27 protein-coding genes and 1 pseudogene are annotated in these 25286 nt (G+C 76.1%); 18 read left to right on the plus strand and 10 right to left on the minus strand.

Annotated features, from left to right (window positions below; all coding sequences use genetic code 11):
* Positions 1 to 78: 78 nt before the first annotated feature.
* The 5 genes from CHB98_RS07910 to CHB98_RS21515 form a co-directional block, all read right to left on the minus strand.
* Entirely contained in the window at positions 79 to 1305 is a 1227-nt protein-coding gene (locus CHB98_RS07910; RefSeq protein ID WP_089305053.1) for a sensor histidine kinase, read from the minus strand.
* Positions 1302 to 1625, minus strand: coding sequence for a response regulator transcription factor (locus CHB98_RS07915; protein ID WP_245820999.1), 324 nt, complete (start codon positions 1623 to 1625; stop codon positions 1302 to 1304). The genes CHB98_RS07910 and CHB98_RS07915 overlap by 4 nt, the downstream gene beginning before the upstream one ends.
* 177 nt (positions 1626 to 1802) lie before the next feature.
* The gene (locus tag CHB98_RS07920; RefSeq protein WP_089305054.1) at positions 1803 to 2504 is read right to left on the minus strand and encodes a DUF3618 domain-containing protein; all 702 of its coding nucleotides are present in this window, start codon (positions 2502 to 2504) and stop codon (positions 1803 to 1805) included.
* A gap of 40 nt (positions 2505 to 2544) precedes the next feature.
* Complete coding sequence (locus CHB98_RS07925) at positions 2545 to 3075, minus strand: phage holin family protein (RefSeq protein ID WP_089305055.1); 531 nt, start codon at positions 3073 to 3075, stop codon at positions 2545 to 2547.
* Between the two features lie 2 nt (positions 3076 to 3077).
* Positions 3078 to 3845, minus strand: coding sequence for an ATP synthase subunit B family protein (locus tag CHB98_RS21515; RefSeq protein WP_245821000.1), 768 nt, complete (start codon positions 3843 to 3845; stop codon positions 3078 to 3080).
* A gap of 136 nt (positions 3846 to 3981) precedes the next feature.
* On the opposite strand from CHB98_RS21515, the pseudogene CHB98_RS07935 reads away from it, so the two are divergent.
* Positions 3982 to 4497, plus strand: a pseudogene (locus CHB98_RS07935) (siderophore-interacting protein); the annotation flags it as partial.
* 55 nt (positions 4498 to 4552) lie between these two features.
* Here CHB98_RS07935 and CHB98_RS07940 read toward each other — a convergent pair.
* The gene (locus CHB98_RS07940; RefSeq protein ID WP_089305057.1) at positions 4553 to 5410 is read right to left on the minus strand and encodes a formate/nitrite transporter family protein; all 858 of its coding nucleotides are present in this window, start codon (positions 5408 to 5410) and stop codon (positions 4553 to 4555) included.
* Between the two features lie 142 nt (positions 5411 to 5552).
* On the opposite strand from CHB98_RS07940, the gene CHB98_RS07945 reads away from it, so the two are divergent.
* The 4 genes from CHB98_RS07945 to CHB98_RS22270 all read left to right on the plus strand — a co-directional run bounded on the left by CHB98_RS07945 (position 5553) and on the right by CHB98_RS22270 (position 7700).
* Positions 5553 to 5963 (plus strand): hypothetical protein, encoded by a 411-nt coding sequence (locus CHB98_RS07945; RefSeq protein WP_089305058.1) that lies wholly within the window; start codon positions 5553 to 5555, stop codon positions 5961 to 5963.
* Between the two features lie 27 nt (positions 5964 to 5990).
* On the plus strand, positions 5991 to 7235 hold the full coding sequence (locus CHB98_RS07950; protein WP_245821001.1) for a glutathionylspermidine synthase family protein: 1245 nt from the start codon (positions 5991 to 5993) through the stop codon (positions 7233 to 7235).
* A 17-nt stretch (positions 7236 to 7252) separates the two neighbouring features.
* Positions 7253 to 7531 (plus strand): nitroreductase/quinone reductase family protein, encoded by a 279-nt coding sequence (locus CHB98_RS22265; protein WP_245821002.1) that lies wholly within the window; start codon positions 7253 to 7255, stop codon positions 7529 to 7531.
* Between the two features lie 70 nt (positions 7532 to 7601).
* Entirely contained in the window at positions 7602 to 7700 is a 99-nt protein-coding gene (locus CHB98_RS22270) for a nitroreductase family deazaflavin-dependent oxidoreductase (protein WP_245821003.1), read from the plus strand.
* A gap of 4 nt (positions 7701 to 7704) precedes the next feature.
* Here the strand turns inward: CHB98_RS22270 and CHB98_RS07960 are convergent, their stop codons facing one another.
* On the minus strand, positions 7705 to 8781 hold the full coding sequence (locus tag CHB98_RS07960; protein WP_089305279.1) for a winged helix DNA-binding domain-containing protein: 1077 nt from the start codon (positions 8779 to 8781) through the stop codon (positions 7705 to 7707).
* Positions 8782 to 8801: 20 nt separating this feature from the next.
* A complete protein-coding gene (locus CHB98_RS07965; protein ID WP_089305059.1) occupies positions 8802 to 9842 on the minus strand; it encodes a cation:proton antiporter regulatory subunit in 1041 nt (346 codons plus the stop codon).
* 47 nt (positions 9843 to 9889) lie between these two features.
* Here CHB98_RS07965 and CHB98_RS07970 point away from each other — a divergent pair, with 47 nt between their 5' ends.
* From CHB98_RS07970 to CHB98_RS07985, 5 genes are all read left to right on the plus strand, one after another.
* Positions 9890 to 10489: a class I SAM-dependent methyltransferase gene (locus CHB98_RS07970; protein ID WP_089305060.1), complete on the plus strand. Its 600-nt coding sequence runs from the start codon at positions 9890 to 9892 to the stop codon at positions 10487 to 10489.
* Positions 10490 to 10499: 10 nt separating this feature from the next.
* The gene (locus CHB98_RS22685; protein WP_281251844.1) at positions 10500 to 10625 is read left to right on the plus strand and encodes a hypothetical protein; all 126 of its coding nucleotides are present in this window, start codon (positions 10500 to 10502) and stop codon (positions 10623 to 10625) included.
* Positions 10626 to 10635: 10 nt separating this feature from the next.
* The gene (locus CHB98_RS07975) at positions 10636 to 11061 is read left to right on the plus strand and encodes a DUF1801 domain-containing protein (protein WP_089305061.1); all 426 of its coding nucleotides are present in this window, start codon (positions 10636 to 10638) and stop codon (positions 11059 to 11061) included.
* A 139-nt stretch (positions 11062 to 11200) separates the two neighbouring features.
* On the plus strand, positions 11201 to 11419 hold the full coding sequence (locus tag CHB98_RS07980; RefSeq protein WP_089305062.1) for a three-helix bundle dimerization domain-containing protein: 219 nt from the start codon (positions 11201 to 11203) through the stop codon (positions 11417 to 11419).
* A 42-nt stretch (positions 11420 to 11461) separates the two neighbouring features.
* Positions 11462 to 13081, plus strand: coding sequence for an ABC-F family ATP-binding cassette domain-containing protein (locus CHB98_RS07985; RefSeq protein WP_089305063.1), 1620 nt, complete (start codon positions 11462 to 11464; stop codon positions 13079 to 13081).
* Positions 13082 to 13292: 211 nt separating this feature from the next.
* Here CHB98_RS07985 and CHB98_RS07990 read toward each other — a convergent pair whose 3' ends face one another.
* Positions 13293 to 14495, minus strand: a complete 1203-nt coding sequence (locus CHB98_RS07990) for an MFS transporter (RefSeq protein WP_089305064.1) — start codon at positions 14493 to 14495, stop codon at positions 13293 to 13295.
* Between the two features lie 137 nt (positions 14496 to 14632).
* Positions 14633 to 15814 (minus strand): alcohol dehydrogenase catalytic domain-containing protein, encoded by a 1182-nt coding sequence (locus CHB98_RS07995; RefSeq protein WP_089305065.1) that lies wholly within the window; start codon positions 15812 to 15814, stop codon positions 14633 to 14635.
* A 289-nt stretch (positions 15815 to 16103) separates the two neighbouring features.
* Here CHB98_RS07995 and CHB98_RS08000 point away from each other — a divergent pair, with 289 nt between their 5' ends.
* The 8 genes from CHB98_RS08000 to serB all read left to right on the plus strand — a co-directional run bounded on the left by CHB98_RS08000 (position 16104) and on the right by serB (position 25159).
* Complete coding sequence (locus CHB98_RS08000) at positions 16104 to 17048, plus strand: M23 family metallopeptidase (protein WP_089305066.1); 945 nt, start codon at positions 16104 to 16106, stop codon at positions 17046 to 17048.
* Positions 17049 to 17176: 128 nt separating this feature from the next.
* On the plus strand, positions 17177 to 18100 hold the full coding sequence (locus tag CHB98_RS08005) for a cation diffusion facilitator family transporter (RefSeq protein ID WP_089305067.1): 924 nt from the start codon (positions 17177 to 17179) through the stop codon (positions 18098 to 18100).
* 109 nt (positions 18101 to 18209) lie between these two features.
* Positions 18210 to 19145: a cytochrome c oxidase assembly protein gene (locus CHB98_RS08010; RefSeq protein ID WP_245821004.1), complete on the plus strand. Its 936-nt coding sequence runs from the start codon at positions 18210 to 18212 to the stop codon at positions 19143 to 19145.
* A 62-nt stretch (positions 19146 to 19207) separates the two neighbouring features.
* Entirely contained in the window at positions 19208 to 19711 is a 504-nt protein-coding gene (locus CHB98_RS08015) for a metallophosphoesterase family protein (RefSeq protein WP_089305069.1), read from the plus strand.
* Entirely contained in the window at positions 19708 to 20922 is a 1215-nt protein-coding gene (locus tag CHB98_RS08020; RefSeq protein ID WP_089305070.1) for an MFS transporter, read from the plus strand. The genes CHB98_RS08015 and CHB98_RS08020 overlap by 4 nt, the downstream gene beginning before the upstream one ends.
* A complete protein-coding gene (locus CHB98_RS08025; protein WP_245821005.1) occupies positions 20919 to 21824 on the plus strand; it encodes a putative RNA methyltransferase in 906 nt (301 codons plus the stop codon). The genes CHB98_RS08020 and CHB98_RS08025 overlap by 4 nt, the downstream gene beginning before the upstream one ends.
* Before the next feature lie 88 nt (positions 21825 to 21912).
* Positions 21913 to 23664 carry an aa3-type cytochrome oxidase subunit I gene (ctaD, locus tag CHB98_RS08030; protein WP_089305071.1) on the plus strand — a complete coding sequence of 584 codons (1752 nt, stop codon included), beginning with the start codon at positions 21913 to 21915 and terminating at the stop codon, positions 23662 to 23664.
* A 220-nt stretch (positions 23665 to 23884) separates the two neighbouring features.
* Positions 23885 to 25159, plus strand: a complete 1275-nt coding sequence (gene serB, locus CHB98_RS08040; RefSeq protein WP_245821006.1) for a phosphoserine phosphatase SerB — start codon at positions 23885 to 23887, stop codon at positions 25157 to 25159.
* The last annotated feature ends 127 nt before the right edge of the window (positions 25160 to 25286 follow it).

Raw genomic sequence — 25286 nt, forward strand, 5'->3', positions numbered from 1 at the left:
CGCCCGCAGGGCACCCGCCCCGTTCCCGCAAGGGATCCGCAAGGACGGCCGCCCCCTCAGTGGGCGGCCACGGGGGAGTCAGCGGGGCAGGGTGATGGTGACGGTGGTGCCCTCGCCCTCGGTGCTGGTGACCTCGAGGGTGCCGTCGTGCGCGGTGGCGATGGCGCGGGTGATGGCCAGGCCCAGCCCGACGCCGGGCACCGCGTGCCGCCGGGCGGTCGAGGCGCGGAAGAAGCGGGCGAACAGCTGCGCCTGCTCCCCGGCGGGGATCCCGATGCCGGTGTCGCTGACCGCCAGGCGGGCCACCGGCACCGCGCCGTCCTGCGGCGCGTCGACGACGGTCCCGTCCGGCGTGCGCCACGCCGCCTGCAGCGCGAGGGTGACCCGGCCGCCGGCCGGGGTGAACTTCACCGCGTTGGAGAGCAGGTTGTCGCAGGCCTGCCCGAGCCGGCCGGCGTCGCCAGGCACCACGAGGCCGCCGGCCGGCACGTCGAGCACGACCTCGACGCCGGTGCACTGCGCGGTCACCCGCGCGCACTCCTCGGCGGCGCGGACGACGGCGACCAGGTCGACGTCCCCGGGTTGCAGGGTGAACCGGCCGGCGTCGACCTGGGCGGTGAACAGCAGGTCGCCGACCAGCCGCAGCAGCCGCTGGGCGTTGAGCTCGACGGTGCCGAGGTACCCGCGGGCCTGCTCGCCGAGGTCCGGCTCGTCGAGGACCAGCTCGAGGTAGCCCAGGATCGAGGTCAGCGGGGTCCGCAGCTCGTGGCTGATCAGGCTCACGAACTGGTCCTTCCTCCGTTCGGTGGCCCGCGCCTCGGTCATGTCGGTGCCGACGAAGTTCCAGCCGGCGTGCACGCCGCGGTCGTCGGTGCGCGGGGTCACCGCGACGGAGACGGTGAGCTCCTGGCCGTCGCCGGCCACGTAGGTCCAGTCCCGGACGTCGCTGCCCTGCTCCTGCGCCACCCGCACCAGGGCGGCCAGCCCGCCGCCGGCCTCGGCCAGCTCCTCGGGAAGGTGGAACTCGGTGATCGACCGCCGGCGGACGACGTCGGCGCGGGGCAGGCCGAGCATCCGCTCCGCCCCGGGGTTCCAGACCCGCACGACCCCGTCGACGTCGGTGCCGATGATCGACTGCTCGGTGACCGCGTCGATCACGCTGGTCATCGTCTGCGCCCGGGCCACCAGCATGCGGGTGGCGACCTCGAGCTCCGCGTCGCGGTGCCGCATCTGGGCCAGCAGCGCGGCGTTCTCCGCGCGCAGCCGGGCGAGCTCGTCGCCCACCGCGGAGCCGAGGACGGTCACGCCGTCCCCTGGCCGGTCAGCTCGCGCACGCGGGTGACCAGCCCGGCGACGGAGAACGGCTCGGCCAGGTGCGCGTCCGCGCCGGCGGCCAGGCCGCGGGCCACGTCGTCGGCGGAGGCGCCGGCCGACGGCAGCAGCACCGGCACGCCCAGGGTGGCCGGGTCGCCGCGGAGGGCGACGCAGACCTCCAGCCCGGTCGCACCCGGCATGGAGACGTCCAGGACGGCCAGGTCGGGCGGGTCGGTGCGCGTGACGGCGAGCGCCCGCGTCCCGTCGGCCACCTCGGCGGCGACCAGGACGCGCGCGGGTGCGGTCGGCACGGTGGGCTCCCTCGTCCGGACGGTCTCGTCCCGGACGACGTCGGCCTCCCCGCGCCCGCGCTGCAGCCCGCCCGCCGCGGCGTCACCCGACCGGGGGAAGACAGCAGCGCGCCCCGCCGGGGACCCGGCGGGGCGCGCTGCGAGTGGTGCCACGGCCTCCCCGAGGGAGGCCTCCGGTCAGCTGCCGGACTGGCTCTGCACGCTCTGGCGGGACTGCTGGGCCTGGCCCTGCACGTCCTGGGCCGCGGACTGGCCCTCCTCCTTGACCGTCTGTACAGCGCCCTGCGCGGTGGACCTGACCTCCTCCACGGCCTGCTGGGCGGCCGGCCTGAGCTCCTCGCCGACCTCCTGCGCGGCCTGCTTGGCCGGGGCGAGGAGCTCGTCCTTGTGCTCGCGGACGGCGGTCTCGGCCTGCTGGGCCAGCTGCCGCTCCCGCTCCGAGGCCGGCAGCAGGCTGGAGACCAGCCAGCCGACACCGAAGGCGATCAGGCCCGCGGCCAGCGGGTTGCCCTGCGCCTGCCGCACGAGGGTGTCCGGCGCCTGCTGCACCGCGTGCGCCGCCTGCTGCGCGGCACCCTGCACGCTCTCCGCGGCACCCTGCGCCGTGTCCTGCACGCTGCCCGCGGCGCTGTGCGCCCGGTCCTGCACGGTCCCGGCCGCGCTCTGCGCCCGGTACTGCGCGCTGGAGCGGGTACCTTGCGCGCTGCCCATCACGCGGTCCTTGACCGAGGAGAACCGGCCCTTGGCCGCGGTCACCCGCCGGTCCATCACGCGGGACGGGTTCACCTTCTCGTTGAGCGCGTCGACGTCGTAGCTCAGCTCGCGCTGGGTCTGCTCGATCTGCCGCCGGATGACTTCCGGGTCGTTGCTGGTGGTCATGATCCGTCCTCCGATGTCTGTGGGGGCCGCGAGGCCGTGGTCAGTGGGGCTTGAGGGCGCCGGGGACCTCGGACAACGTGTCCACGGTCCGCTCGGGCTTCGGGTTCACCTGCTTGAGCGCCTTGCGGCCCATGCTCAGGCCGACGGCGGCGGCGATGCCCCACAGGACGGCCACGATGAGCCCGGCCAGCCCGGTGTCCATGAGGTTGTCCAGGAACCACATCAGGGAGTGGGACAGGAACAGCAGCGTGAGGAAGCCGGCCAGGCCCGCGTAGACCATCAGGCCGACGCCCTTGCCGGCCTTCTTGGCCTCGGCCTGGACCTCGGCCTTGGCCAGGGCGACCTCCTGGCGCATCAGCGTGGAGAGGTCCTTCGCCAGCTCGCCGAACAGCTGCCCGACCGAGGTGCCCTCGATGTCGGGACGGCCCTCGGCAGTCGTCGGCGTGCCCACGGTGCCGCTGTGCTCGCCGTAGGCCTCGTCGGGGGGGACGGTGTAGTTGGCCTGCCCGTACGGGTCCTGGCCGCCCTGGGGCGCGCCGACCGGCGTCGCGCCGGAGTAGGGGGAACTCATGGTCAGACCCCCTGCGCCGGACGGCGGGTCGACTCGTCCCAGCCGGCCGGGGTGGTGGGGGGCACCGCGGCACCGGCGGGCGCCGTCGTGCCGTACGGCGGCGGCGGGACGGGGGTGCCGGTGGCAGCGGTACCGCTGTAGCCGGTGGTCGCCGTCTCGTAGCCGGTCGTCGTCTCCTGGCCGGAGTAGGCCGGCGCCTGGTCGACGTAGTTCGTCTGCGCGTAGCTGGCCCGGTACTGCTGCCCGCCGCTGCTGGACGCCCCGTCGCTGTGCGCGGCCTTGACCCCGCTGGTGAGCCGGCCGGCGAGCACGCCGGCGAGCGCGGCGCCGAGCAGGAAGGCACCGGGGCGGCGGCGGGCGAAGGACCGGACGTCGTCGAGCAGGTCGGCCGGCTCGCGGTGCTGCAGCCGGTCGGCGAACTGCTCCACGTAGCCGGTCGCCTGGTCCAGCAGGTCCTTGACCGGACCCGGGGCCGGCGCCTCGCCGTTGGCCATGCCGCGCAGCTGGGAGACCACGCCCTGCAGGCCCTCCGCCGCCTTGTGCTGCTGCCCCACGACCTGGTGGCGCAGCTGCTGGCGGCCCTGCTGCACCAGGTCCTGAGCCTGCTGCTTGGTCTCCTGCGCGACCTCCCGAGCCTGGTCGGCAGCAGTCGAGGCGACCTGGTTGCCGGCCTGCGCGGCGGTCTGGCCCACGTTGCGGGCCTCGTCCTTGGCCACGTCGCTGGTCGACGGGGAGCCCGTCGACGTCGTGGTCGCCGTGGTGGTCGTCACTGTCGAGCTCCCGCTGGTCGCACCGGAGCCAGGGGAGGGCGGCGGCGGGAACGGGCTGTCGATGGAGTGGGTCATCGTTCCTCCTCGGCGGATGTCGTGGTCGGACCGGCGGTACCCGCGAAACGATCACCCACACATGGCGGGGAGACGGCCGTCGTGGCCTCGTGTGCAGGTACGGGGCCCCCGGGGCGGCCGAGCGCCCGGGGTCGGTGTGCCGGTCCCACCGCCGTCCGGCGGACGGCGGGTGGAGTCCTGCCGGTACCCCCGGTCCTGGGGCGTAACCCCCGTACCACTTCCCCGAGGGGGCACCCATGGCCGTCTGGGCCCCGCGCCGCCCGCGCACGCCCCGCCTGGCCACCGTGCTGCGGACCTCGCGGCCGACCCCGCGCTGGTCCGCGTGGTGCTCGGCGGCGAGGGCCCGGCCGGCTCCGCGCCGGAGTGCACCGACGCCCACGTCGAGCTCGTCCTCGACGTCGTCGCCCACGGCGACGAGGGGCTGGCCGGCCCGTGGGCGGCCACCGCCCGGCCGGGGGACCGGGTGCAGCTGCTCGGTCCCGGCGGTGCCCACGCGCCCGCCGGGGACGTCGACCGGCACCTGCCGGCCGGCGACGGGACGGCGCTGCCGGCCATCGCGGTCACCCTCGGGCGGCTGCCCGCGGGCGCCCCGGCGCGGGTGGTCGTCGAGGTCGCCGACGCCGCCGAGGCGGTCACGCGCGCTCGGCGGCCTCCCCGCCGGTCGGGGCCCGGCTGGGCTGCGCCGCCGGCTCGTCGCGCAGGAACAGGTACCAGTAGGACGTGCCGACGAAGACCACGGCGCCGACCAGGTTGCCGACGCCGGCCAGCAGCCAGTTGACACCGATGTCGCCCCAGCCGATGCCCGGGACGCCGGCGAACACCGCGGCCGGCAGGAAGAACATGTTGGCCACCACGTGGTCGAAGCCCATCGCGACGAAGGCCATCACCGGCAGGAAGATCGCCAGCACCTTGCCCGAGACGGTGGTCGCGGCCAGCGACATCCAGACCGCGAGGCAGACCAGCCAGTTGCACCCCACTCCGCGCAGGAAGACCTGCCAGGCGGACTCGCTGAGCGCCTTGGCCTCGGCGATCTGGGCCAGCCGGTCGTGGGTCAACCCCGCGCTGCCGGTGGCGCCGGGACCGCCGATCACCCCGGTCTGCACCGCCAGGAAGTAGGCGACGACCAGGGCGCCGATCAGGTTGCCCAGCAGCACCAGCGTGAGGTTCTTCGCGACCTCGCTCATGCCCAGCCGGCCCTGCATCGCGCCGAGCGGGACCAGCAGCATGTTGCCGGTGGCGAGGTCGGAGCCCGCGACCAGCACGAGGACCAGCCCCAGGGTGAAGGCCGCGCCCATGAACAGCGTCGGCAGGGTGCCCCACGTGGCGGGGTCCAGGCCCGAGGAGACGGTGATCGCCACCAGCGCCCCGAAGGCGATGTAGGCACCCCCGAGGAAGGCCGACACCAGGACGCGGTCCCAGCTGCGGTGGACCTTCTTGGCGCCGGTCTCACCGGCCACCTGGGCCATCTCGGGGGGCTGCCGGTCGGACATGGGCACCTCCGGGTTGCGTCGGGTCCCGCGGTGCGAACCGTACGACCCGGGGCCGGATCCGGCACACCGGCGGCCGCAGCCGGACACCGGGTGGCGCGGGCGATCTAGGGTCGGCCGGACACCCCTCGACCCGGGAGAGCACATGGCCGTCTCCAACCGCGTCCGCAGCGCCCTGACGACGACGGTGCTGGCCACCGCGGCGACCGGGTTCCTCGCTGCCTGCGGCACGGAGGAGCAGGACCAGGAGCAGGTCGCCTACTGCACCGACGAGAACGGCGAGATCGTCGACGACGACTTCTGCGACGACGACTACCGCGGCCCGGGCGCGGGGTTCTTCTTCCTCTACCTGGGCGGCTTCCGCTCCGGCCTGCCGGTCGGCACCGTGCTGCCCGGTGGCGGCACCCGGATCAACCCCACCGACACCGCGGCCCGCCAGCGCGCCGGCCTGCCCGCCACCGGCCGGGTCTCCGGGGGCACGCGGGTGACCGGCGGCATCGGCTCCGGCGTGGGCGGCGACTCCGGTACCCGGTCCGGCGTCGGCGCCGGCAGCTGACCCCCCGGGCAGGGCGGGGAGCCGGGCGTGCGTCGGGTGGAGGCGGGCGTGGTGCGGCCCGGCTGGGAGGCCGAGGTCGAGGCCCAGGGGCTGGTCTACAACCGGACGACGACCCCCGGCGGTGAGCTGCGCAGCTACTGGCGCGAGGGCCCGTTCTACGACTTCACGATGGCCGAGGTCCGGCAGCTGGAGGGCTGGGTGGCCCAGCTGTTCGAGATGTGCGTGGCCGCCGGCGACCACGTCGTCGAGCACGACCTGTTCGACCGGATGGGCATCCCGCCGATCGCCCGCCCGGAGATCCGGCGCACCTGGGAGACCGAGCCGCCGAGCGTCTACGGCCGCTTCGACCTGCGCTACGACGGGCAGGGCCCCCCGAAGCTGCTGGAGTTCAACGCCGACACCCCCACCGGGCTGGTGGAGTCCGCCGTCACCCAGTGGAACTGGCACCTGTTCACCGGCCAGGGCGCCGACCAGTGGAACGCCCTGCACGACCGGCTGGTCGCCGCCTGGCGGCGCAACCTGCTGCGCTGGGAGCGACGCACCGGCGTCCACCCGCGGGTGCACCTGGCCTGGACGTCGGAGGAGCGCTCCGGCGAGGACCGGATGACCGTGGCCTACCTGATGGACACCGTCGTCCAGGCCGGCTACGAGGCGATCGAGCTGGTGGTCGAGGACATCGCGCTGGACCCCGGCGACGGCCGCTTCTACGACCAGCAGGGCCGCCACCTCGACGTCGTCTTCAAGCTCTACCCCTGGGAGTGGCTGCTCGAGGACGAGTTCGGGCCCGCCGTCCTGGCCGACGCCGCCCGGCCCGGGGGGACGACGTGGGTGGAGCCGGCCTACAAGATGCTGTGGAGCACCAAGGCGCTGCTGCCGGTGCTGTGGCGGCTGTTCGGCGGCGACCCGGCGCTGTCCCCGCTGCTGCTGCCGGCCTACTTCGCCGACGAGCTGCCGTCGTCCTGGCGGACCTACGTGCGCAAGCCGCTGTGGGGCCGGGAGGGGGCCAACGTGCAGATCGTCCGCGAGGGGCAGGTCGCCGAGCAGCAGCCCGGCCGGTACGGCACCGAGGGCTGGGTCGTGCAGGAGTTCGCCCCGCTGCCGGACTTCGCCGGCGTCGACGGGCCGCACCACCCGGTGCTGGGCGCGTGGGTGGTGGACGGCGAGCCGGCCGGGCTGGGCATCCGGGAGAGCGACGGTCTGATCACCGACAACCTGAGCTTCTTCGTGCCGCACACCATCGACGCGGCGACCCCGGGGGCCGGCCGCCGGTAGACGGCTACGGTCGCACCATGCCGTTGGAGGGCGAGTACGCACCCAGCACGCAGCAGTGGGTCCGCGACCAGGTCGAGCGCTACGAGGCCACCGGCGGCCGGGAGGCCGCCACGCTGGGCGACACCGGGCTGCCGGTCGTCATCTTCAGCACCCGCGGTGCGCGCTCGGGGAGGCTGCGCAAGCAGCCGCTCATGCGGGTCGAGCACGAGGGCGCCTACGCCATGGTCGGCTCGCAGGGCGGTGCGCCCACGGACCCCGCCTGGGTGGGCAACCTGCGCACGCACCCCGACCAGTAGAAGGACCCCCCTGCCCCCCGCGACTCGCACGCTCGCCGCGGGGCCCTGCAGGGGGGCCAGGGGGCGGGCCGTGGCGGCCTACCCGCCCTGCGCGGACTACCAGCGCCGGACCGACCGCGCCATCCCGGTGTTCGTGGTCGCGCGCGCGGAGCCGGCCAACCCGGCGTAGCCGGTCAGGGCAGCGCGGCCGCCGCCGCGGGGATGGCGGCGGCGACGTCGTCGGGGAAGGCGGTGAACGGGGTCGCGGCCACCGAGCGCGGCGCGCCCTGCCCCCTCGACCGTGGGCCCTGCCAGGCCCAGGTGCCCAGCACCCGCCCCGCGTGCACGACGGTCGGCCGGAACACCCCGTTGCCGCCGGGCACGATCCGGTCGGCGAACTCGGGCGGGACGGCGCAGCTGCGGTCGGCGTAGCCGAGGACGTACTCGTCGAACCCCGGCAGCAGGTGCAGCCCGGCCGCCTCGCCCCGGTGCTGGGCCAGCAGGTCCGCGGTCTCCGGCGCCATGAGCAGCTCGCGGCCGTCGACCTGGACGGCGGCCAGCTCCCCGCGGACCGCGGCCACCCCCGCGCGGACGTCGGTCACCGTCAGCCCCGACCAGCGGGCGAGGTCGGCGACGGTGGCCGGCCCGTGGCCGCGCAGGTAGCGCAGCGCCAGCTCGGCCAGCGCGGCGTCCCGGTCCAGCCGGCGCGGCGCGGGCACCCACTCGTCGAGCAGCACGAACTGCTGCTCGCCGCCGGCCATCGGGCCGAGGCAGAGGGTGCCGGTCTGCGCCAGGTACCACAGCAGGTGGTAGCCGCGCTGCCCGGTGGTGGCGACCCCGCCGTCGGCCACGGCGGCGAGCAGCTCCCTGCGGCCGCACCGCCGTCCCCCGCTCAGCGCGGCTGTGACCAGGTCGCGGGCCCGCTCGGTGTCGGCCTCGGTGATGCCGAGCACCGCCCGCCGCCGGGCGGCGCCAGCCAGCACCCGCGGCCCGCACAGCTCCAGCAGCCAGTGCAGGTCCTCGGCGGGCACCAGGTGCAGCGTGCTGCGCATCGGCCAGGAGCGGACCACCTCGCCGGCCCCCAGCGCCGCCTCCACCCCGGCCCGGGAGCGCTGCGCCGTCCGCAGCGCCACCGAGGTCAGCGCCCCGGGCAGGTCCTGGCCCTGCACGCAGGTGAGCAGGCGGACCGCCGCGGCGGCGTCGGCGGCCGGCGGCCCGGCGACCCGCAGCGCCACCAGCCGCAGCAGGGCCTGCTCGGTCGCCGTCGTCATGCGGGGAGCGTGCCAGCGGGCTACGACGCCGCCCGGTCGCGGCGCGGCCACGAGCGATCGAGCTGCTCGACCGGCGGCGTCGCCGCGTGCCAGGCGCGGGCGCGCTCGCCGGCCGCCTCGCCCTCGTCCCCGTGCAGCCGCTCGGCGACGTCGCCCAGCATCTCCTCGCGGCCGTAGAGGACGACGACGTCCCCCGGCTGCACGTGCAGGTCGTCCCCCGGGGCCCCGATCCACGTCGTGCCCCGTTCGACGCCGAGCACCGTGATGCCCTCCTCGGGCAGGCGCAGTCGCCCGAGCGGACGGGAGGTGATCCAGTCGTCCTCCTCGACCGGCAGTTGCACCACCCGCCAGATGCCGCGCAGGTGCAGCAGGGCCGCGTAGTCGCGCACCTCCAGGTCGGCGTACCGGCGCAGGAACCGCTCGATGACCCGCTGCAGCGCCCGGTCGACGACCCGGTTCCGGGCCAGCCACAGCAGCGCGGCGAGGAGGAGGACGATCACCGCGGCGCGGGCGAACCCCCGCCCCGTGGTGTCCACCCCGGTGAAGCTCAGGATCAGCGTGCCCAGCACCGAGACGGCTCCCGCGCCGCTGACCAACATCAGCACCATGGCGACCCGCCGGCGGGCCGGGTGGTTGACCACGGCCTCGGCCTCGGAGGTCGTGAAGCCGGTCCCGGTGAAGGCCGACCGGGCCTGGAACCGCGCGTGGTCCAGGCTCATCCCGGTCATGGTCAGGGCGACGGTGGCGACCCGGGTGACCAGCAGCCCGAGCGCGATGACGACGATCAGCGAGACGACGGCGAACACGACAGACGGTCTACCGAGCCGGGCGGCCCCGCACACCCGGGCGGCAGGCCTCGGCGGGCACCCGGTGACGTCGCCGGCGTCGGTCACGGCCGCGGACAGGGGAGCGGGCGGGACGAGCTCGTCGGCCGCCGCGGCGGTGGCCCCGGCCGGCCAGAGGGCGGCCCCCGGGCCGGTCAGCAGCCCGGCGAAGAGGGGGACGGCACCGCGCGCCGAGGCGGGTCGCCCGATGGGTGGAGCACCCGCGGGCACCGTCACGCTGTGTCGTCCGCCCGCCCGCCCGCCCGCGCTGGGAGACTGTCCCCGTGCGGGCAGCGGACTGGGACGCGCGGTACGCCGCACAGCAGCAGTGGTCGGCCGAGCCGAACGCGCTGGTGGCCGACCTGCTCGCCGACCTGCCGCCCGGGGTGGCGGTCGACCTGGCGGCGGGGGAGGGGCGGCACGCGCTGTGGCTGGCCGGGCGTGGGTGGCGGGTGACCGCCGTCGACTTCTCCGCGGCCGGCCTGGCGCGCGGCCGCGCCCGGCCGGGAGCCCACCGGGTGACCTGGGTGACGGCCGACGTCCTGCACTGGGAGGCCGCACCGGGGTCGCCCGACCTGGTGCTGGTGGCCTACCTGCACCTGCCGGAGGCTGACACCGCGGCGCTGCTGCACCGCGCGGTCGGCTGGCTGCGGCCGGGCGGCCGGCTGCTCGTCCTGGGCCACGACGCCGACAACGTCGCGCACGGGGTCGGCGGCCCGCAGGACCCGGCCATCCTGTACAGCACCGGTCGGCTGGCCCCGGTGGCCGCGCTGCTCGACGTCGACCGGCTGGAGCAGGTGCGCCGCGAGACTCCCGCCGGCACCGCGCTGGACACCCTGCTGTGGGGTCGGCGGCCCGGGGAGTCCGTCGTCCCCCGGCGGTAGCCTGCGCGCCGTGATGGGGATGGGCGGGGCCGGGGGGCGGGACGCGCGACGGCGCCGGCGGCTGGTCGCCACGGTGGTCGTCGTGGCGCTGCTGGTGACCGCCGCGGCGACGGTGCTGTCGATCGCGCTGGGCTGAGGAGGCGGGCGTGGACGCCGAGGTCGAGGAGTGGCTCACCGCCGCCGGCCCGCGCGAGGCCGAGCTGCGGCGGGTCGACGAGCTGGTGCGGGCGGCCGCGCCGGGCATCGACCGGCAGCTGGTGACCCTCGGCTCCCGCCGGGCGCTGGGTTACGGCCTGATGCCCTACCGGCCGCGCTCGGCGAGGGAGACGACCACCTGGCCGCTGGTCCTGCTCGCCGCCCAGCAGCGGCACCTGTCGCTGTACGTCTCCGCCGTCGTCGACGGGGAGTACCTCGCCGAGGCGCGTGCCGGGCGGCTGGGGCGGGTCTCCTGCGGGAAGAGCTGCATCCGGTTCACCGCGCTGGACCGCGTGGACCGGGCCGAGCTCACCACCCTGCTCCGGGACGCGGTCGCCGCCACCCGGGACGGCGCGAACGGCGTCGCGGCCGGCTGACCGGCCGGCCCTGCGCAACCTGGGGTTGCTCCAGTGACCTAGGTCCCTGGTGCGGCCGTTCGGAGGGGGACACCGTGGGGGCCGACGCCGACGCGCGTCCGACCGACGCTCTTCCCCCGCGCACGGAGGCGCCCACCGCATGACGCTGACCGAGGAACCCGCCGTCGACCCCGCCGTCGACCCCGCCGTCGACCAGGCCGTCGCCCGGCTCGCCGACGAGTTCGGTCCGCGGCTGCGCCCGCAGGTCATCGGCACCGTGGTCCGCACCTGCCGCCAGGACCTCAGCGGGGTGCCGGCCACGGCGCTGCCCGAGCTCGTCGAGCGCCTCGCCCGGGAGCGGCTGCAGTCCGTCGCCTGACCGGCGCGGGAATGCGCTTGCCGCCACCCGGACGATGGCGCCGTGGGATCGGTCGACGTCACCGGGGTGCGGCACACCCTCCCCGACGGCCGGGTGCTGCTCGACGGGGTCTCCTTCCGGGTCGGTGAGGGCGCCCGCGCCGCGCTGGTCGGCGAGAACGGGGCCGGCAAGACGACGCTGCTGCGGATCATCGCCGGCGACCTGGTGCCCGAGGCCGGCGCCGTCGCCCGCACCGGTGGCCTCGGGGTGATGCGCCAGACCATCGGCTCCGTCCGCGACGGCACCACCGTGCAGCGCTTCCTCGTCGACCTCTCCCCGCCGGCGGTGCGGGCCGCCTGGCACGCCGTCGACGCCGCCGAGCTCACCCTCATGGAGACCGACGACGACGACGCGCAGCTGGCCTACGCCGACGCGCTCGCGCAGTGGGGCGACGCGGGCGGCTACGAGGCCGAGGTCACCTGGGACACGGTCACGGTGGCCGCGCTCGGCGTGCCCTTCGACCGGTGCAAGTACCGCGAGCTGGCCGGCCTGTCCGGCGGCGAGCAGAAGCGGCTGGCGCTGGAGGCCCTGCTGCGCGGCCCGGACGAGGTGCTGCTGCTCGACGAGCCGGACAACCACCTGGACGTCCCGGGCAAGCGGTGGCTGGAGGAGCGGCTGCTGGCGACCCGCAAGACGGTGCTGTTCGTCAGCCACGACCGGGAGCTGCTGGCCCGCGTCGCCGACCGGGTGGTCACCGTCGAGGGCGGGACGGCGTGGGTGCACGGCGGCGGCTTCACCGGCTACGCCGGGGCCCGCGCGGCCCGGCACGACCGGATGGCCGAGCTGCGCCGCCGCTGGGACGAGGAGCACGCCCGGCTGGTCGAGCTGGTGCGCACCCTGCAGCAGCAGGCGGCCAACTCCCCGGACATGGCCTCCCGGTACCGGGCCGCGCAGACCCGGCTGGCACGGTTCGAGGCGGCCGGCCCGCCGCCGGACCGCCCGCCGGAGCAGGAGGTGGCCATGCGGCTGCGCGGCGGGCGCACCGGGGTGCGGGCGGTCACCGCCGAGCGGCTCGAGCTCACCGGGCTGATGCGGCCGTTCGACCTCGAGCTCTGGTTCGGCGACCGGGTCGGCGTCCTGGGGTCCAACGGCGCGGGCAAGTCGCACTTCCTGCGGCTGCTGGCCGGCCAGGACGTCGCGCACACCGGCTCGTGGCGGCTGGGCGCCCGCGTCGTCCCCGGCTTCTTCGCCCAGACCCACGCCCACCCGGGCTGGCCGGACCGCACCCCGGTGGACCTGCTGTGGCACGGCGAGCCCGGCCGGCCGGGCGTCGACCGCGGCCGGGCCATGGCCGCGCTGCGCCGCTACGGGCTGGCCGCCCAGGGCGACCAGCCGTTCGGCACGCTGTCGGGCGGGCAGCAGGCGCGCTTCCAGGTGCTCGTGCTGGAGCTGTCCGGCGCCACGCTGCTGCTGCTCGACGAGCCCACCGACAACCTCGACGTGCTGTCGGCGGAGTCGCTGGAGGAGGCGCTGGCCGCCTTCGAGGGCACGGTGCTCGCCGTCACCCACGACCGCTGGTTCGCCCGCTCCTTCGACCGCTTCCTGGTCTTCGGCGCCGACGGGCGGGTGTACGAGTCGGCCGAGCCGGTGTTCGAGGAGGCCCGGGTGCAGCGCGCCCGCTGACCGTGTCGGGTCACGCCGGGCATCCCACCCTCTCCCCGTCGTCGATCACGGGGTTGTCGCAGGCCCGGTCGGCGTGTCCCCCCGTGTCGCTGGCAACGACCCCATGGTCGACCCGGGATGGGCCCCCGGGATGGGCAGCACGTCGGGCGGGCCCGCAGCCGGGCGAGCGCGACCCGCACGGGGAGGTCTCCAGCCGCCGGGGCCCGGTCGGTCAGGCGGCGGTGCGCTGCCCGGCCGGGACGGCTGCCGCCCCCGCCGGGGCCTGCAGCCGGTCCCGGCGGTCGGCCGCGCGGACGACGACGGCGAGCCCGGCGCCGGCCAGCGCGAGCGCGGCGCCCACCCAGATCGGCGCGGTCCAGCCCAGGCCGGCGGACAGCACGCCGGCCCCGAGCGCGGCGCCCACGGCGTTGGCCACGTTGAACGCCCCCTGGTTGGCCGCCGAGACCAGGCTGCCGCCGGGCACCCGCGCCGCCTCGATGACGCCGTTCTGCACCACCGGGCCGAGCCCGAACGCCAGCGCGCCGAACAGCACGAGCAGCACGACCGCGGCGGCCGGGGTGCGGGCCAGGACGGCGAACGCGGCCAGGACGGCGGCGGTGGCCAGCAGGCCGGCCACGACGAAGGAGGACCCGTAGCGGTCGCCGAGTCGCCCGCCGACCAGCGTGCCCACCGTCGTGCCGATGCCGAACAGCGCCAGCACCGGGGTCACCCACTCCACCGGCAGGCCGGCCAGCTCGGTGAGGATCGGGCTGACGTAGCTGTACACGGCGAACAGCGCGGAGAAGCCGACCATGGTCAGGCACAGCACCAGCCACACCCGGCCGCGGCGGAAGGCGGCCAGCTCGGTGCGCAGGTCGCCGGGCTCGCCCAGTGCCCGCGGCATCCAGGCCAGCAGGCCGGCGATGGTGACCAGCCCGATGACCGCGATGGCGCCGAGCACCAGCCGCCAGCTGGTCTGCTGGGCGGCGAAGGTGCCCAGCGGGACGCCGACGACGTTGGCCAGCGTGAGCCCGACCAGCATCAGCGAGATCGCGCTGGTCGACCGGTCGGCGGGGACCAGCCGTCGGGCGGCGACCGCCCCCACACCGAAGAACGAGCCGTGCGCCAGCGCGGTGAGCACCCGGGCGGCGGCGAGCGTCTCGTAGCTCGGCGCCACCGCCGACAGCACGTTGCCGACGACGAACAGCGCCATGAGGGCGACCAGGGTCTGCCGCGGCGGGAAGCGCACGCCGAGCGCGGTGAGCGTCGGGGCGCCGACGACCACGCCGACGGCGTAGGCGGAGATGAGCAGCCCCACCGAGGGCACCGAGACGCCGAGGCCCTCGGCGACCTCCGGGAGCATGCCCATGACGACGAACTCGGTGGTGCCGATGCCGAAGGCGCCGATGGACAGGGCGAGCAGGGCGCGGGGCACGGGGCGACTCCAGGACGGTGCGGTTCCGGGCGGGGCTCGGACTGCGTCGTCCGTGGGGTCGGGCTCTCCCGTGCCCAAGGCGGCGTCCCGGGCGGGCATGCCCGGGACACCGCGTGGGTCTGCTCACACGGTGCGGGTCAGGGCTGGAGCAGCACCTTCACCGCGCCGTCCTTCTTCTCCCGGAAGTCGGCGTAGGCCTGGGGGGCCTGCTCGAGGGGCACGCGGTGGGTGGCGAAGTCGTCGACGCCCAGCGGGTCGCCCTCGGTGAGGATCGGCAGGATGTCGGGCACCCAGCGCCAGACGTTGGCCTGGCCCATGCGCAGCTGGATCTGCTTGTCGAACATCTTGTTCAGCGGCATCGGGTCGCTGGCGCCGCCGTAGACGCCGGACAGCGAGATGGTGCCGCCGCGGCGGACGGCCTCGATCGCGGTGTTCAGCGCGGCCAGTCGGTCGACGCCGGCCACCTGCATGACCTTCTCCATGATCGCGTCCGGGACGATCGCGGAGGCCTTCTGGGCGATCGCCGCGACAGGGGAGCCGTGCGCCTCCATGCCGACCGCGTCGATGACGGCGTCCGGGCCGCGACCGGCGGTGGCCTCGCGGATCTCGCCGACCACCTGGGCCTGGTCGGTCGAGCGGATCACGTCCGTGCCGCGGCCGACCGCCCGGGCGATGCGCTCGGGGACGACGTCGGAGGCCCACACGTGCTCGATGCCCAGGTGGTGGGCGATGCGGGTGCACATGTCGCCGATCGGCCCCAGGCCCAGCACCAGCAGCGTGCCGCCGGGCGGCGTCGCGGCGTACTGGACCGCCTGCCAGGCAGTGGGCAGCACGTCGGAGAGGTAGACGAAGCGGTCGTCGGGCAGCCCGTCGGGCACCGTGACCGGCAGCGTGTTGCCGAAGGGCACCCGCAGGTACTCCGCCTGCCCGCCGGGCACCTGCCCGTAGAGCTTGGTGTAGCCGAACAGCGAGGCGCCGTAGCCCTGCTCGCGGTTCTGCGTCGTCTCGCACTGCGACTGCAGGCCCTGGGAGCACATCCAGCAGGTGCCGCAGGAGATGTTGAACGGGACGACGACCCGGTCGCCGGGCCTGACGGCGGTGACGTCCCGGCCCACCTCGCGGACGACGCCCATCGGCTCGTGACCCATCACGTCCCCGACCGACATGAAGGGCGCCATGACCTCGATGAGGTGCAGGTCGGAGCCGCAGATGCCGCTGGAGGTCACCTCGACGACCACGTCGGTCGGGTCCTGGATCGCCGGGTCGGGGACGGTGTCCACCCGGACGTCGGCTCGGCCGTGCCAGGTCACTGCGCGCATGGGGGATGGGCTCCTCGGGTGGGGTCGTCGGGCTCGACGGGGGACTCCTGCCCCGTCGTGACGACGATCGCTCCAGTCCGGCGCCCGGCGCGGCGTGTCACCCACGCTGCGTGAGGGGCGGTCGACATCCCGTGGATCGACACCGGTGGCGTTCGGTGACCGCCGTCTCCGGGACGGCCGCGGATACCCCCGTCCGGAGGTCACCAAACGGTCACCTCGTGTTTCCATGGCTCCCGTCCGCTCCCCCGGGCACCGCGCGCGACCCCCGTCCCCTACGGAAGCCAGGTGCATGACCCAGCTCCACCACGACCGCCCCCTCGACCTGGAGCGGACGTCCCGGCCCACCCTCCCGACCCGGCGCCCCGAGGAGGCGCGACGGTCGGACACCCCTCCCGCCGCACGGGCCCGGCTCGCCGGGGTCGCCGACCCCGCCGACCTCACCGGCCGGGCCGAGGCCGCGGCGCGATCCGGCATCACGGGGGGCCCGGCAGCGGCCGTGACGCCGCTGCTCCGCCGCCTGCGCGGCCGCCGCGCCGTACACGTCGCCGCCGCCCTCGTCGGGGCCAGCGCGCTGGGCCTGGTCACCGCCGGCGAACCGGTCGCCCGCGCCAGGGAGACCCGTGCCGGGACGGCCGGCCCGGTCAGCGTCGCCCAGGAGCTGGGCCTGCACGCCGGCGCGCCGGCCGCCGTCCCGGACGCCGAGGCCGCCGCGCGGCTCGGGGAGCTGGCCGCCGACCGCACCGTCCGCGAGGCCGGACGCACCGCCGCGGCGGCGGCGCAGGCCGAGGCCGACCGGGTCGCCGCCGAGGCCGACCGGCTCGCCGCCGAGGCCGCCCGGCCCGAGGCCGTCCTGCCCGTCGAGGGCGGCCGGCTCACCAGCGGCTTCGGGTCGCGCTGGGGCACCCTGCACGCCGGCATCGACCTCGCCGCCCCGATGCGCACCCCGGAGTACGCCGCGATGGACGGCATCGTCCTGGAGGCGGGCCCGGCCAGCGGCTACGGGCTGGCGGTGTACGTCCGGCACGCCAACGGCGACGTCACCGTCTACGGGCACATGGACGAGGTCCTGGTGACCCCCGGCCAGGTGGTGCGGGCCGGCGACACCATCGCGCTGCTCGGCAACCGCGGCCAGTCCACCGGCCCGCACCTGCACTTCGAGGTGCGCCGCGGCGGGCCGGGCGGCGAGCCGGTCGACCCGGTGGCCTACCTCCGGGAACGCGGCGTCGGGATCTGACGGAGGACCCCCCTGGCCCCAGCCACTCGCGAGCTCGCGGCGGGTCCCTGCAGGGGAGCCGTTCCAGCACGTCACCAGGCCGGGGCGGGGCACACTCGGGGTCCGCAGCGGACAGCAGAGGGGGGTCGATGGGGCACGGGCACGACCACGGGCACCCCGCCGCGACCGCGTCGGGCGCCCACCGCCGCCGGCTGGCCGTCGTCCTCGTCCTGACCCTGGTCGTGGCGGCCGCCGAGGTGGCCGGCGCGCTGGTCTCCGGGTCGCTGGCCCTGCTGGCCGACGCCGGGCACATGGCCACCGACGCGCTGGGCATCGGCCTGGCGCTCGGCGCGGTGTCCCTGGCCCAGCGCCCCGCCCGCGGACGGCGGACCTTCGGCTGGCAGCGCGCGGAGGTCCTCGCCGCCGTCGCCAACGGCCTGCTGCTGGTCGCGGTGGCCGGCTACGTCGTGGTCGAGGCGGTCCGCCGGATCGGGGACCCGCCGCGGATCGACGCCGGCCTGGTGCTCGCCGTGGCCGCGCTCGGCCTGGCGGTCAACCTCGGCGGGCTGGCGCTGCTGCACCGCGGCCGGCGGGACTCGCTGGCCGTCCGCGGCGCCCACCTGGAGGTGCTCGGCGACGCGCTGGGCTCGGTCGCCGTCCTGGCCTCCGCCGTCGTGGTGGCCACCACCGGCTGGACGCCGGCGGACACCGTCGCCTCCCTGCTCATCGCCGCGCTGGTGGTGCCCCGGGCCTGGTCCCTGTTGCGCGAGGCGGTCGACGTGCTGCTGGAGGCGGCGCCGCGCGGGGTGGACCTGGAGCGGGTGCGCGCCCACCTCCTCGGGGTGGACGGCGTCGTCGGGGTCCACGACCTGCACGCCTGGACGATCACCTCCGGCCTGCCGGTGCTCTCCGCGCACGTCGTCGTCAGCGACGAGGCGCTCGCCGACGGCCACGGCGGGCGGGTGCTCGACGCGCTCGGCGACTGCCTGGGCGAGCACTTCGACGTCGCGCACTGCACCTTCCAGCTGGAGGCGGAGGCGCACGCCGGGCACGAGGCACCCGTCCACGAGTGACGGACCCCCTCGCAGGGCGCCGTCCCATCCCGTCGCCGAGTGGGACAGTGGGTGCATCGGCACGGCGGGGCGGGAGGCAGCAGCGGTGGACCACGGTCACCACTCGGGCATGTGGGTGCCCGCGGAGCCGCCGACGTGGGGGCGGCTGTTCCTGCCGCACCTCGACGGCTGGTCGTGGCTGGCCGTGCTCGGCCTGCTCGGCCTGGTCGGCTACCCGGTCGCGGTCGCGGTGCTGCGCCGCTCGGGCGTGGCCTGGCCGTGGTGGCGGACGGCGTCCTGGACGGCCGGCTGCCTCGCGCTGTTCGCCGTGACCGGCACCTGGCTGAGCGGCTACGGCATGGTGCTGTTCAGCGTGCACATGGCCCAGCACATGGTGCTGTCCATGGTCGCCCCGGTGCTCCTGCTGCTCGGCGCCCCGGTCACCCTGGCGCTGCGGACCCTCCCGCGCGGCCGGACGCTGGCCGGCGTCCCGCGGGCGCTGCTGCTGGACGCGCTGCACAGCCGGGTCGCCCGCGTGGTGTCCCACCCGGCGTTCACCCTGCCGCTGTTCCTGGCCAGCCTCTACGCCGTCTACTTCACGCCCGTCTTCGACGCCCTGATGGCCAACCCGGTGGGCCACCAGTTCATGCTCGCCCACTTCACCGTCACCGGGCTGCTGTTCTTCGGCCCGATCCTCGCCCAGGACCCCTGGCCGCGGACCACCGGCCACGGCGGCCGGATGCTCGAGCTGCTCATCCCCATGCCGTTCCACGCCTTCTTCGGCGTCGCGATCCTCATGGCCAGCTCGCTGGTCGTGGACACCTTCGCCAGCCCGCCGGCCGGCTGGGGCGTCGACCCGCTGGCCGACCAGAAGGCCGCCGGGAGCATCGCCTGGTCCTTCGGCGAGATCCCGACGGTGTTCGTCATGGGCCTGGTGCTGTTCGGCTGGATGGGCTCCGAGCAGCGCAAGGCCCGCCGGCTGGACCGCGCCGCCGACCGCGACCAGGACGCCGAGCTGACCGCCTACAACGAGCGACTCCGGGCCCTGGCCGCACGCGGCGGCTGACCCGCCCTGCCCCCGTCGCCACGGCGCGGGACGCCCCGCGGGGCTCCTGCGACCATGGCGGGGTGCCGGTCTCCCTGGTCCTCACGGCGGACACGCACGTCCCCCGGCGGGCGCGCGACCTGCCGGCGGCGCTGTGGGCGGCGATCGACGCCGCGGACGTCGTCGTGCACGCCGGCGACTGGGTCGACGTCGCGCTGCTGGACCGCTTCGAGGAGCGCGCCCGCCGGCTGGTCGCCGTCCACGGCAACAACGACCACGGCGCGCTCCGCGAGCGGCTGCCGGAGGTGGCCCGCGCGGAGATCGAGGGGATCCGGCTGGCCGTCGTCCACGAGACCGGGGACCGCACGGGGCGCGAGGCACGCTGCGCCGCGCGCTTCCCCGACACCGACCTGCTGGTGTTCGGCCACAGCCACATCCCCTGGGACACCACCGCCGCCACCGGTCTGCGGTTGCTGAACCCCGGCTCGCCCACCGACCGGCGCCGGCAGCCGTCCTGCACCTACCTCACCGCCGTGGCCGACGGCGGGGTGCTGCGCGACGTCACCCTCCACCCGGTCGCGAGGTGACGGCAGGCACCGCCCGCTGGCGCCACCTCGGGGTGAGCCTGCTCGGCCTGGTCGCCGCCTGCGCCGTGCAGAACGGGCTGCCCTTCCTCACCGTCGCGCTGCGCGCCGAGGGCCTGTCGCTGAGCGCGATCGGCCTGCTGGTCAGCGCACCCACCGCCGGCCTGGTCCTCACCCTGCTGGCCTGGGGAGCGGCGGCCGACCGGTACGGCGAGCGGCGGGTGCTCGGCGCCGGGCTCGGCGTCGCCGCGGCCGCCCTGGCCGGGGCCGCGCTGGCGGCCACGCCGGTCGCCACCGGGCTGTGGCTGCTGCTCGCCGGCGCCGGCAGCGCGTCGGTGCACGCCGCCAGCGGGCGGCTGGTGCTCGGCTGGTTCCCGGCCTCCCAGCGCGGCCTGGCCATGGGCATCCGGCAGGCCGGGCAGCCGATCGGCGTCGGGGTGGCGGCGTTCGCCCTGCCGCGGCTGGCCGACGGCGGCCCGGGGACGGCGTTCGCCGCGCTGGCCGCCGGGTGCGCCACCACCGCCGTCCTCATCGGGGTCCTGGTGCGCGACCCGGCCCGACCGCCGGCGCCGGCGGGGGCACCGCCGGCCGCGTCGCCCTACCGCTCCCCGGTGCTGTGGCGGGTGCACGCGGCCAGCACGCTGCTCGTCGTCCCGCAGTTCGTCGTCGCAGCCCTCGGCTTCGACTTCCTGGTGCGCGCGGCCGGCTGGTCGGCCGCGGCGGCCGGCACCCTGCTGGCGGTCACCTCCCTGGGCGGCGCGGCCGCCCGGCTCGGCGCGGGCGCCTGGTCCGACCGCGCGGGCAGCCGGGTGGGCCCGCTGCGGCTGGTCGCCGCCGCAGTCGCCGCCGTCGTCGGCGGGCTCGCGGTCGTCGCCGCCCTCACCCCGCACGTCCTCGCCCCGTCCGCGGTCGCCGCCGCGGTGGTCGTCGCGACCGTCGCCACGGTGAGTCCCAACGGGATCGCCTTCACCTCGGTCGCCGAGCAGGCCGGCAGCGCCTGGGCCGGGCGGGCGCTGGGCGCGCACAACACCGTGCAGAACGTCGGCGCCACCCTCACGGTGCCGCTGGCCGCGCTGCTCGTGGAGGACGGGCCGGGGTACCCGGCCGCCTTCGCGGCGGCGGCGGTCGCGGCGGCGCTGGCGGTCGGCGTGGTGCCGGGGCGGGCGGTGGAGGCGGGCGGGGTGCCGCAGGCGGCCACGTCGGCGGCCCGGTGAGCCCCCGCCGTCCGTGGCCGGCCGGCGCGGTCGACCTGCTGGCCTGCCCGGTGTGCGCGGCGCCGCTGGCCACCCGGCCGGACGACGCCGGCCTGCGCTGCCCGGCCGGGCACTCCTTCGACCGGGCGCGGCAGGGGCACGTCACGCTGCTGCCGCCCGGGCACGTCCCGCCGTCCGGCGACTCCGCGGCCATGGTCGGCGACCGGGTCGCCTTCCTCGCCGCCGGCCACTACGCCGGCGTGACCCGCGCCCTGGCCGATGCCGTCACCGCGGGGGACGACGGCCCGCCGCGCGCGCTGCTCGACCTCGGCGGCGGCACCGGGCACCACCTGGCCGGCGTCCTCGACCGGCTGCCCGACGCGGTCGGCGTGGTCCTGGACTCCTCCCGCCATGCCGCCCGCCGCGCCGCCGGCGCGCACCCGCGCGCGCTGGCCGTGGTGGCCGACGCCTGGGCCCGGCTGCCGGTGCGCCCGGCCGCCGTCGACCGGGTGCTGGTCGTGTTCGCCCCGCGCAACGGCCGGGAGACCGCCCGGGTGCTGCGGCCGGGCGGGCGCCTGGTCGTCGTCACCCCCGCCGCCGACCACCTGGGGGAGCTGGTCGGCCCCCTCGGGCTGTTGCAGGTCGACCCGGACAAGGCGCGCCGGCTGTCCGCGGCGCTGGACCCGCACCTGCGCCCGGTGGCCGCCACGGCCCACCGGGACCGGCTCGAGCTGGACCGGGCGACGGTCACGACCCTGGTCGGCATGGGCCCGCACGCCCGCCACCTCGACCCGGAGCGGCTGGCCGCGGCGGTGGCCGCCCTGCCCGAGCGGACGCCGGTCACGCTGTCCCTCGACGTCACCACCTGGGTCCGCGAGCCGGCCGGTCCCGGCGTGTCAGGTCACGATCCGGGCACGACCTGAGGCCCGACGCGGGGGGCCGGAGCGTGCGGACGGGCGCGCCCGCGACGTCGGCAGGAACCCCGCGCCGGGAAGCGTCTAAGCTGCGGCCGTGACGATCGCACCGGCGCCGATCGTGAGCCGGCCGAGCCCGGTTCACGAGGCGGAGAAGGGCTCGCGGCTCTCGAACCTGCTGCGGACCACCGACCACAAGACCATCGGCCTGATGTACCTGGCCACCTCCTTCGCCTGGTTCGTCGTCGGCGGCCTCCTGGCGATGCTGATGCGCGGGGAACTCGGCCGGCCGGGTCTGCAGTTCCTGTCGCCGGAGCAGTACAACCAGCTGGTCACCATGCACGGCACGATCATGCTGCTGTTCTTCGCGACGCCGCTGTTCTTCGCCTTCGCCAACCTGATCATGCCGCTGCAGATCGGCGCGCCCGACGTGGCGTTCCCGCGGTTGAACTCGTTCTCCTTCTGGCTGTTCCTGTTCGGCTCCTCGCTGGCCGTGTCGGGCTTCTTCACCCCGGGTGGTGCCGCCGACTTCGGCTGGTACGCCTACACGCCGCTGTCCACCGCCGCGCACAGCCCCGGCGCCGGTGCCGACCTGTGGATCGCCGGTCTGGCGGTCAGCGGCCTGGGCACCATCCTCGGCGCGGTCAACTTCCTGACCACGCTGGCCTGCCTGCGGGCGCCGGGCATGACGCTGTTCCGGATGCCGATCTTCTGCTGGAACACCCTGGTGACCAGCCTGCTGGTCCTCTTCGCCTTCCCGATCCTCACCGCCGCGCTGTTCGCCCTGCTGGCCGACCGCCAGCTCGGCGCCCTCGTCTTCGTCGAGGAGAACGGCGGGCCGATGCTGTGGCAGCACCTGTTCTGGTTCTTCGGGCACCCCGAGGTCTACATCATCGCGCTGCCGTTCTTCGGCATCATCACCGAGATCATCCCGGTGTTCAGCCGCAAGCCGTTGTTCGGCTACAAGGGCATGGTCTTCGCCACCATCGCCATCGGCGGCCTGTCGCTGACGGTGTGGGCGCACCACATGTACGCCACCGGAGCGGTGCTGCTGCCCTTCTTCTCCTTCCTCACCTACCTCATCGCCGTGCCGACCGGGATCAAGTTCTTCAACTGGATCGGCACGATGTGGCGCGGCCAGCTCACCTTCGAGACGCCGATGCTGTTCGCCATCGGCTTCCTGGTGACCTTCCTGCTGGGCGGCCTGACCGGCGTCCTGCTGGGCAGCCCGGCGCTGGACTGGCACCTCAACGACAGCTACTTCGTCGTCGCGCACTTCCACTACGTCGTCTTCGGGACCGTCGTGTTCGCCGCCTACGCGGGCATGTACTTCTGGTTCCCGAAGATGATCGGCCGGATGATGGACGAGCGGATCGGCAAGCTGCACTTCTGGTTGACCTTCATCGGCTTCCACGGCACCTTCCTCGTGCAGCACTGGCTCGGCGCCGAGGGCATGCCCCGCCGGTACGTCAACTACCTGGGCACCGACGGGTTCACCACGCTGAACACCGTCTCGACGGTCTTCTCCTTCGTGCTCGGCGCCTCCACCATCCCGTTCCTCTACAACGTGGCCCGGTCGTGGCGGTACGGCCGGCTGGCCCTGCGTGACGACCCCTGGGGCCACGGCAACTCGCTGGAGTGGGCGACCGGCTCCCCGCCCCCGCGGCACAACTTCACCGAGATCCCGAAGATCCGCTCCGAGCGGCCGGCGTTCGAGGCGCACTACCCGCACCTGGTGGAGCGGCTGCAGCGCGAGGCGCACGCCGGCAAGCGGCACGACCCCTACGCCGCCGAGCTGGGCGCCACCGGGGGCTCCCGGCAGGGTCCGAACGACCCCGACCCCACCTGAGAGAGGACCCCGTCCTCCCCACCCTTCGCAGGCTCAGGGCGGGACCCGGGACGGGGCCGGTTCCAGCACGTCACCACGCTCGGCGCGGGACCCTGCGAGGGGGCCGTTCACCACATCACGCGACGCCCCGTCGGCTCCGGCCGGCGGGGCGTCGGCGTGCGCGGTCCGCGCCCCGGGCCGGTCGCCGGACGCCGGCCGGGGGTGCGGCACGATGACGGCCGTGCCGCCCGCCCCCGCCCCCCGCACGCAGCCGGACACCGCCCGGGCGCCCTCCACCGCCCCGCGGGCGCTGCTCACGGTCTCCGGCAGCGACCGGCCCGGAGTCACCGCGCGGCTGTTCGCGGCGCTGGCCGTACCCGGCGACGGGCTGCCGCCGGTCGAGGTGGTCGACGTCGAGCAGGTCGTCGTCCACGGTCAGCTGGTGCTCGGCGTCGTCGTGGGAGCGCTGCCGGTGGAGGGCGGGCCGGTGGTGGACGAGGCGGGCTTCCTCGCCGCGCTCGGCCGGCTGGCCGGCGACGTGGCCGCGGCCACCGGCGTCCGGGTGCAGGTCGAGTCGGCCGCCGACGCCGGGCTGGACGCCGCCCCGCCCGGCCGGCCGCACCACGTCATCCTGCTCGGCCGGCCCGTCCCGCCCGGGGCCGTGGCCGGGGCCGCGTCGGCCATCGCGGGCACCGGCGGGAACATCGAGGCGATCCGCCGCCTGTCGGACTACCCGGTCACCAGCTTCGAGCTCACCGTCTCCGGCGGCGAGGCCACCGCGCTGCGCACCGCGCTGGCCTCGGTGGCGTCCGCCACGGGCGCCGACATCGCCGTCGAGCAGGTCGGGCTGGCCCGCCGCAGCAAGCGGCTGATCGTCCTCGACGTCGACTCCACCCTGGTGCGCGGGGAGGTCATCGACGAGCTCGCCGCCCGCGCCGGCCGGGCCGCGGAGGTCGCCCGGATCACCGCCGCGGCCATGAACGGCGAGCTGGACTTCGCCGAGTCGCTGCGGGCCCGGGTCGCCGCGCTCGCCGGGCTGCCGGTCGAGGTGCTCGACGAGGTGCGCGCGGCGCTCGTGCTCACCCCCGGCGCGCGCACGCTGATCCGCACGCTCAAGCGGCACGGCTTCCGCTGCGGCATCGTCAGCGGTGGCTTCACCCAGGTCACCGACCCGCTGGCCGAGCAGCTGGGCCTGGACTTCGCCGCCGCCAACACCCTCGAGGTCGCCGACGGCCGGCTCACCGGCCGGCTGGTGGGCGAGATCGTCGACCGCGCCGGCAAGGCCCGCGCGCTGGCCCGCTTCGCCGACGACTACGGCATCCCGCTGGAGCAGACCGTGGCCGTGGGCGACGGCGCCAACGACCTGGACATGCTGGGCGTCGCCGGGCTGGGCATCGCCTTCAACGCCAAGCCGTGGGTGCGCGAGCAGGCGCACACCGCGCTCAACCAGCCCTACCTCGACGCGGTGCTGCAGGTGCTCGGCTTCACCCGCGACGAGGTCCTCGACGCGGAGTGATCGGTCCGACGAGTGGGGCCCGGAGGCTCCCGCGAGGAGGACCGGGATGGGCTCAGCGCGGCAACTGGCCTCGGTGTAGGGGCCCGCGCCGAGCGTGCGAGGCGTGGGGGGCACCGAGGTCCTTCCG

Origin of the sequence: Geodermatophilus pulveris, assembly GCF_900188375.1 — a bacterium.
Classification (GTDB): domain Bacteria; phylum Actinomycetota; class Actinomycetes; order Mycobacteriales; family Geodermatophilaceae; genus Geodermatophilus; species Geodermatophilus pulveris.

What these genes read in the sequence shown, in the direction of transcription:
- CHB98_RS07925 (WP_089305055.1), bottom strand. Translation starts at nt 3,075, where the DNA reads ATGAGTTCCCCCTACTCCGGCGCGACGCCGGTCGGCGCGCCCCAGGGC.
- CHB98_RS07980 (WP_089305062.1), top strand. Translation starts at nt 11,201, where the DNA reads ATGACGCTGACCGAGGAACCCGCCGTCGACCCCGCCGTCGACCCCGCC.
- CHB98_RS07995 (WP_089305065.1), bottom strand. Translation starts at nt 15,814, where the DNA reads ATGCGCGCAGTGACCTGGCACGGCCGAGCCGACGTCCGGGTGGACACC.
- CHB98_RS08000 (WP_089305066.1), top strand. Translation starts at nt 16,104, where the DNA reads ATGACCCAGCTCCACCACGACCGCCCCCTCGACCTGGAGCGGACGTCC.
- CHB98_RS07940 (WP_089305057.1), bottom strand. Translation starts at nt 5,410, where the DNA reads ATGTCCGACCGGCAGCCCCCCGAGATGGCCCAGGTGGCCGGTGAGACC.
- CHB98_RS22265 (WP_245821002.1), top strand. Translation starts at nt 7,253, where the DNA reads ATGCCGTTGGAGGGCGAGTACGCACCCAGCACGCAGCAGTGGGTCCGC.
- CHB98_RS07945 (WP_089305058.1), top strand. Translation starts at nt 5,553, where the DNA reads ATGGCCGTCTCCAACCGCGTCCGCAGCGCCCTGACGACGACGGTGCTG.
- CHB98_RS07920 (WP_089305054.1), bottom strand. Translation starts at nt 2,504, where the DNA reads ATGACCACCAGCAACGACCCGGAAGTCATCCGGCGGCAGATCGAGCAG.
- CHB98_RS08005 (WP_089305067.1), top strand. Translation starts at nt 17,177, where the DNA reads ATGGGGCACGGGCACGACCACGGGCACCCCGCCGCGACCGCGTCGGGC.
- CHB98_RS08010 (WP_245821004.1), top strand. Translation starts at nt 18,210, where the DNA reads ATGTGGGTGCCCGCGGAGCCGCCGACGTGGGGGCGGCTGTTCCTGCCG.
- CHB98_RS07960 (WP_089305279.1), bottom strand. Translation starts at nt 8,781, where the DNA reads ATGACGACGGCGACCGAGCAGGCCCTGCTGCGGCTGGTGGCGCTGCGG.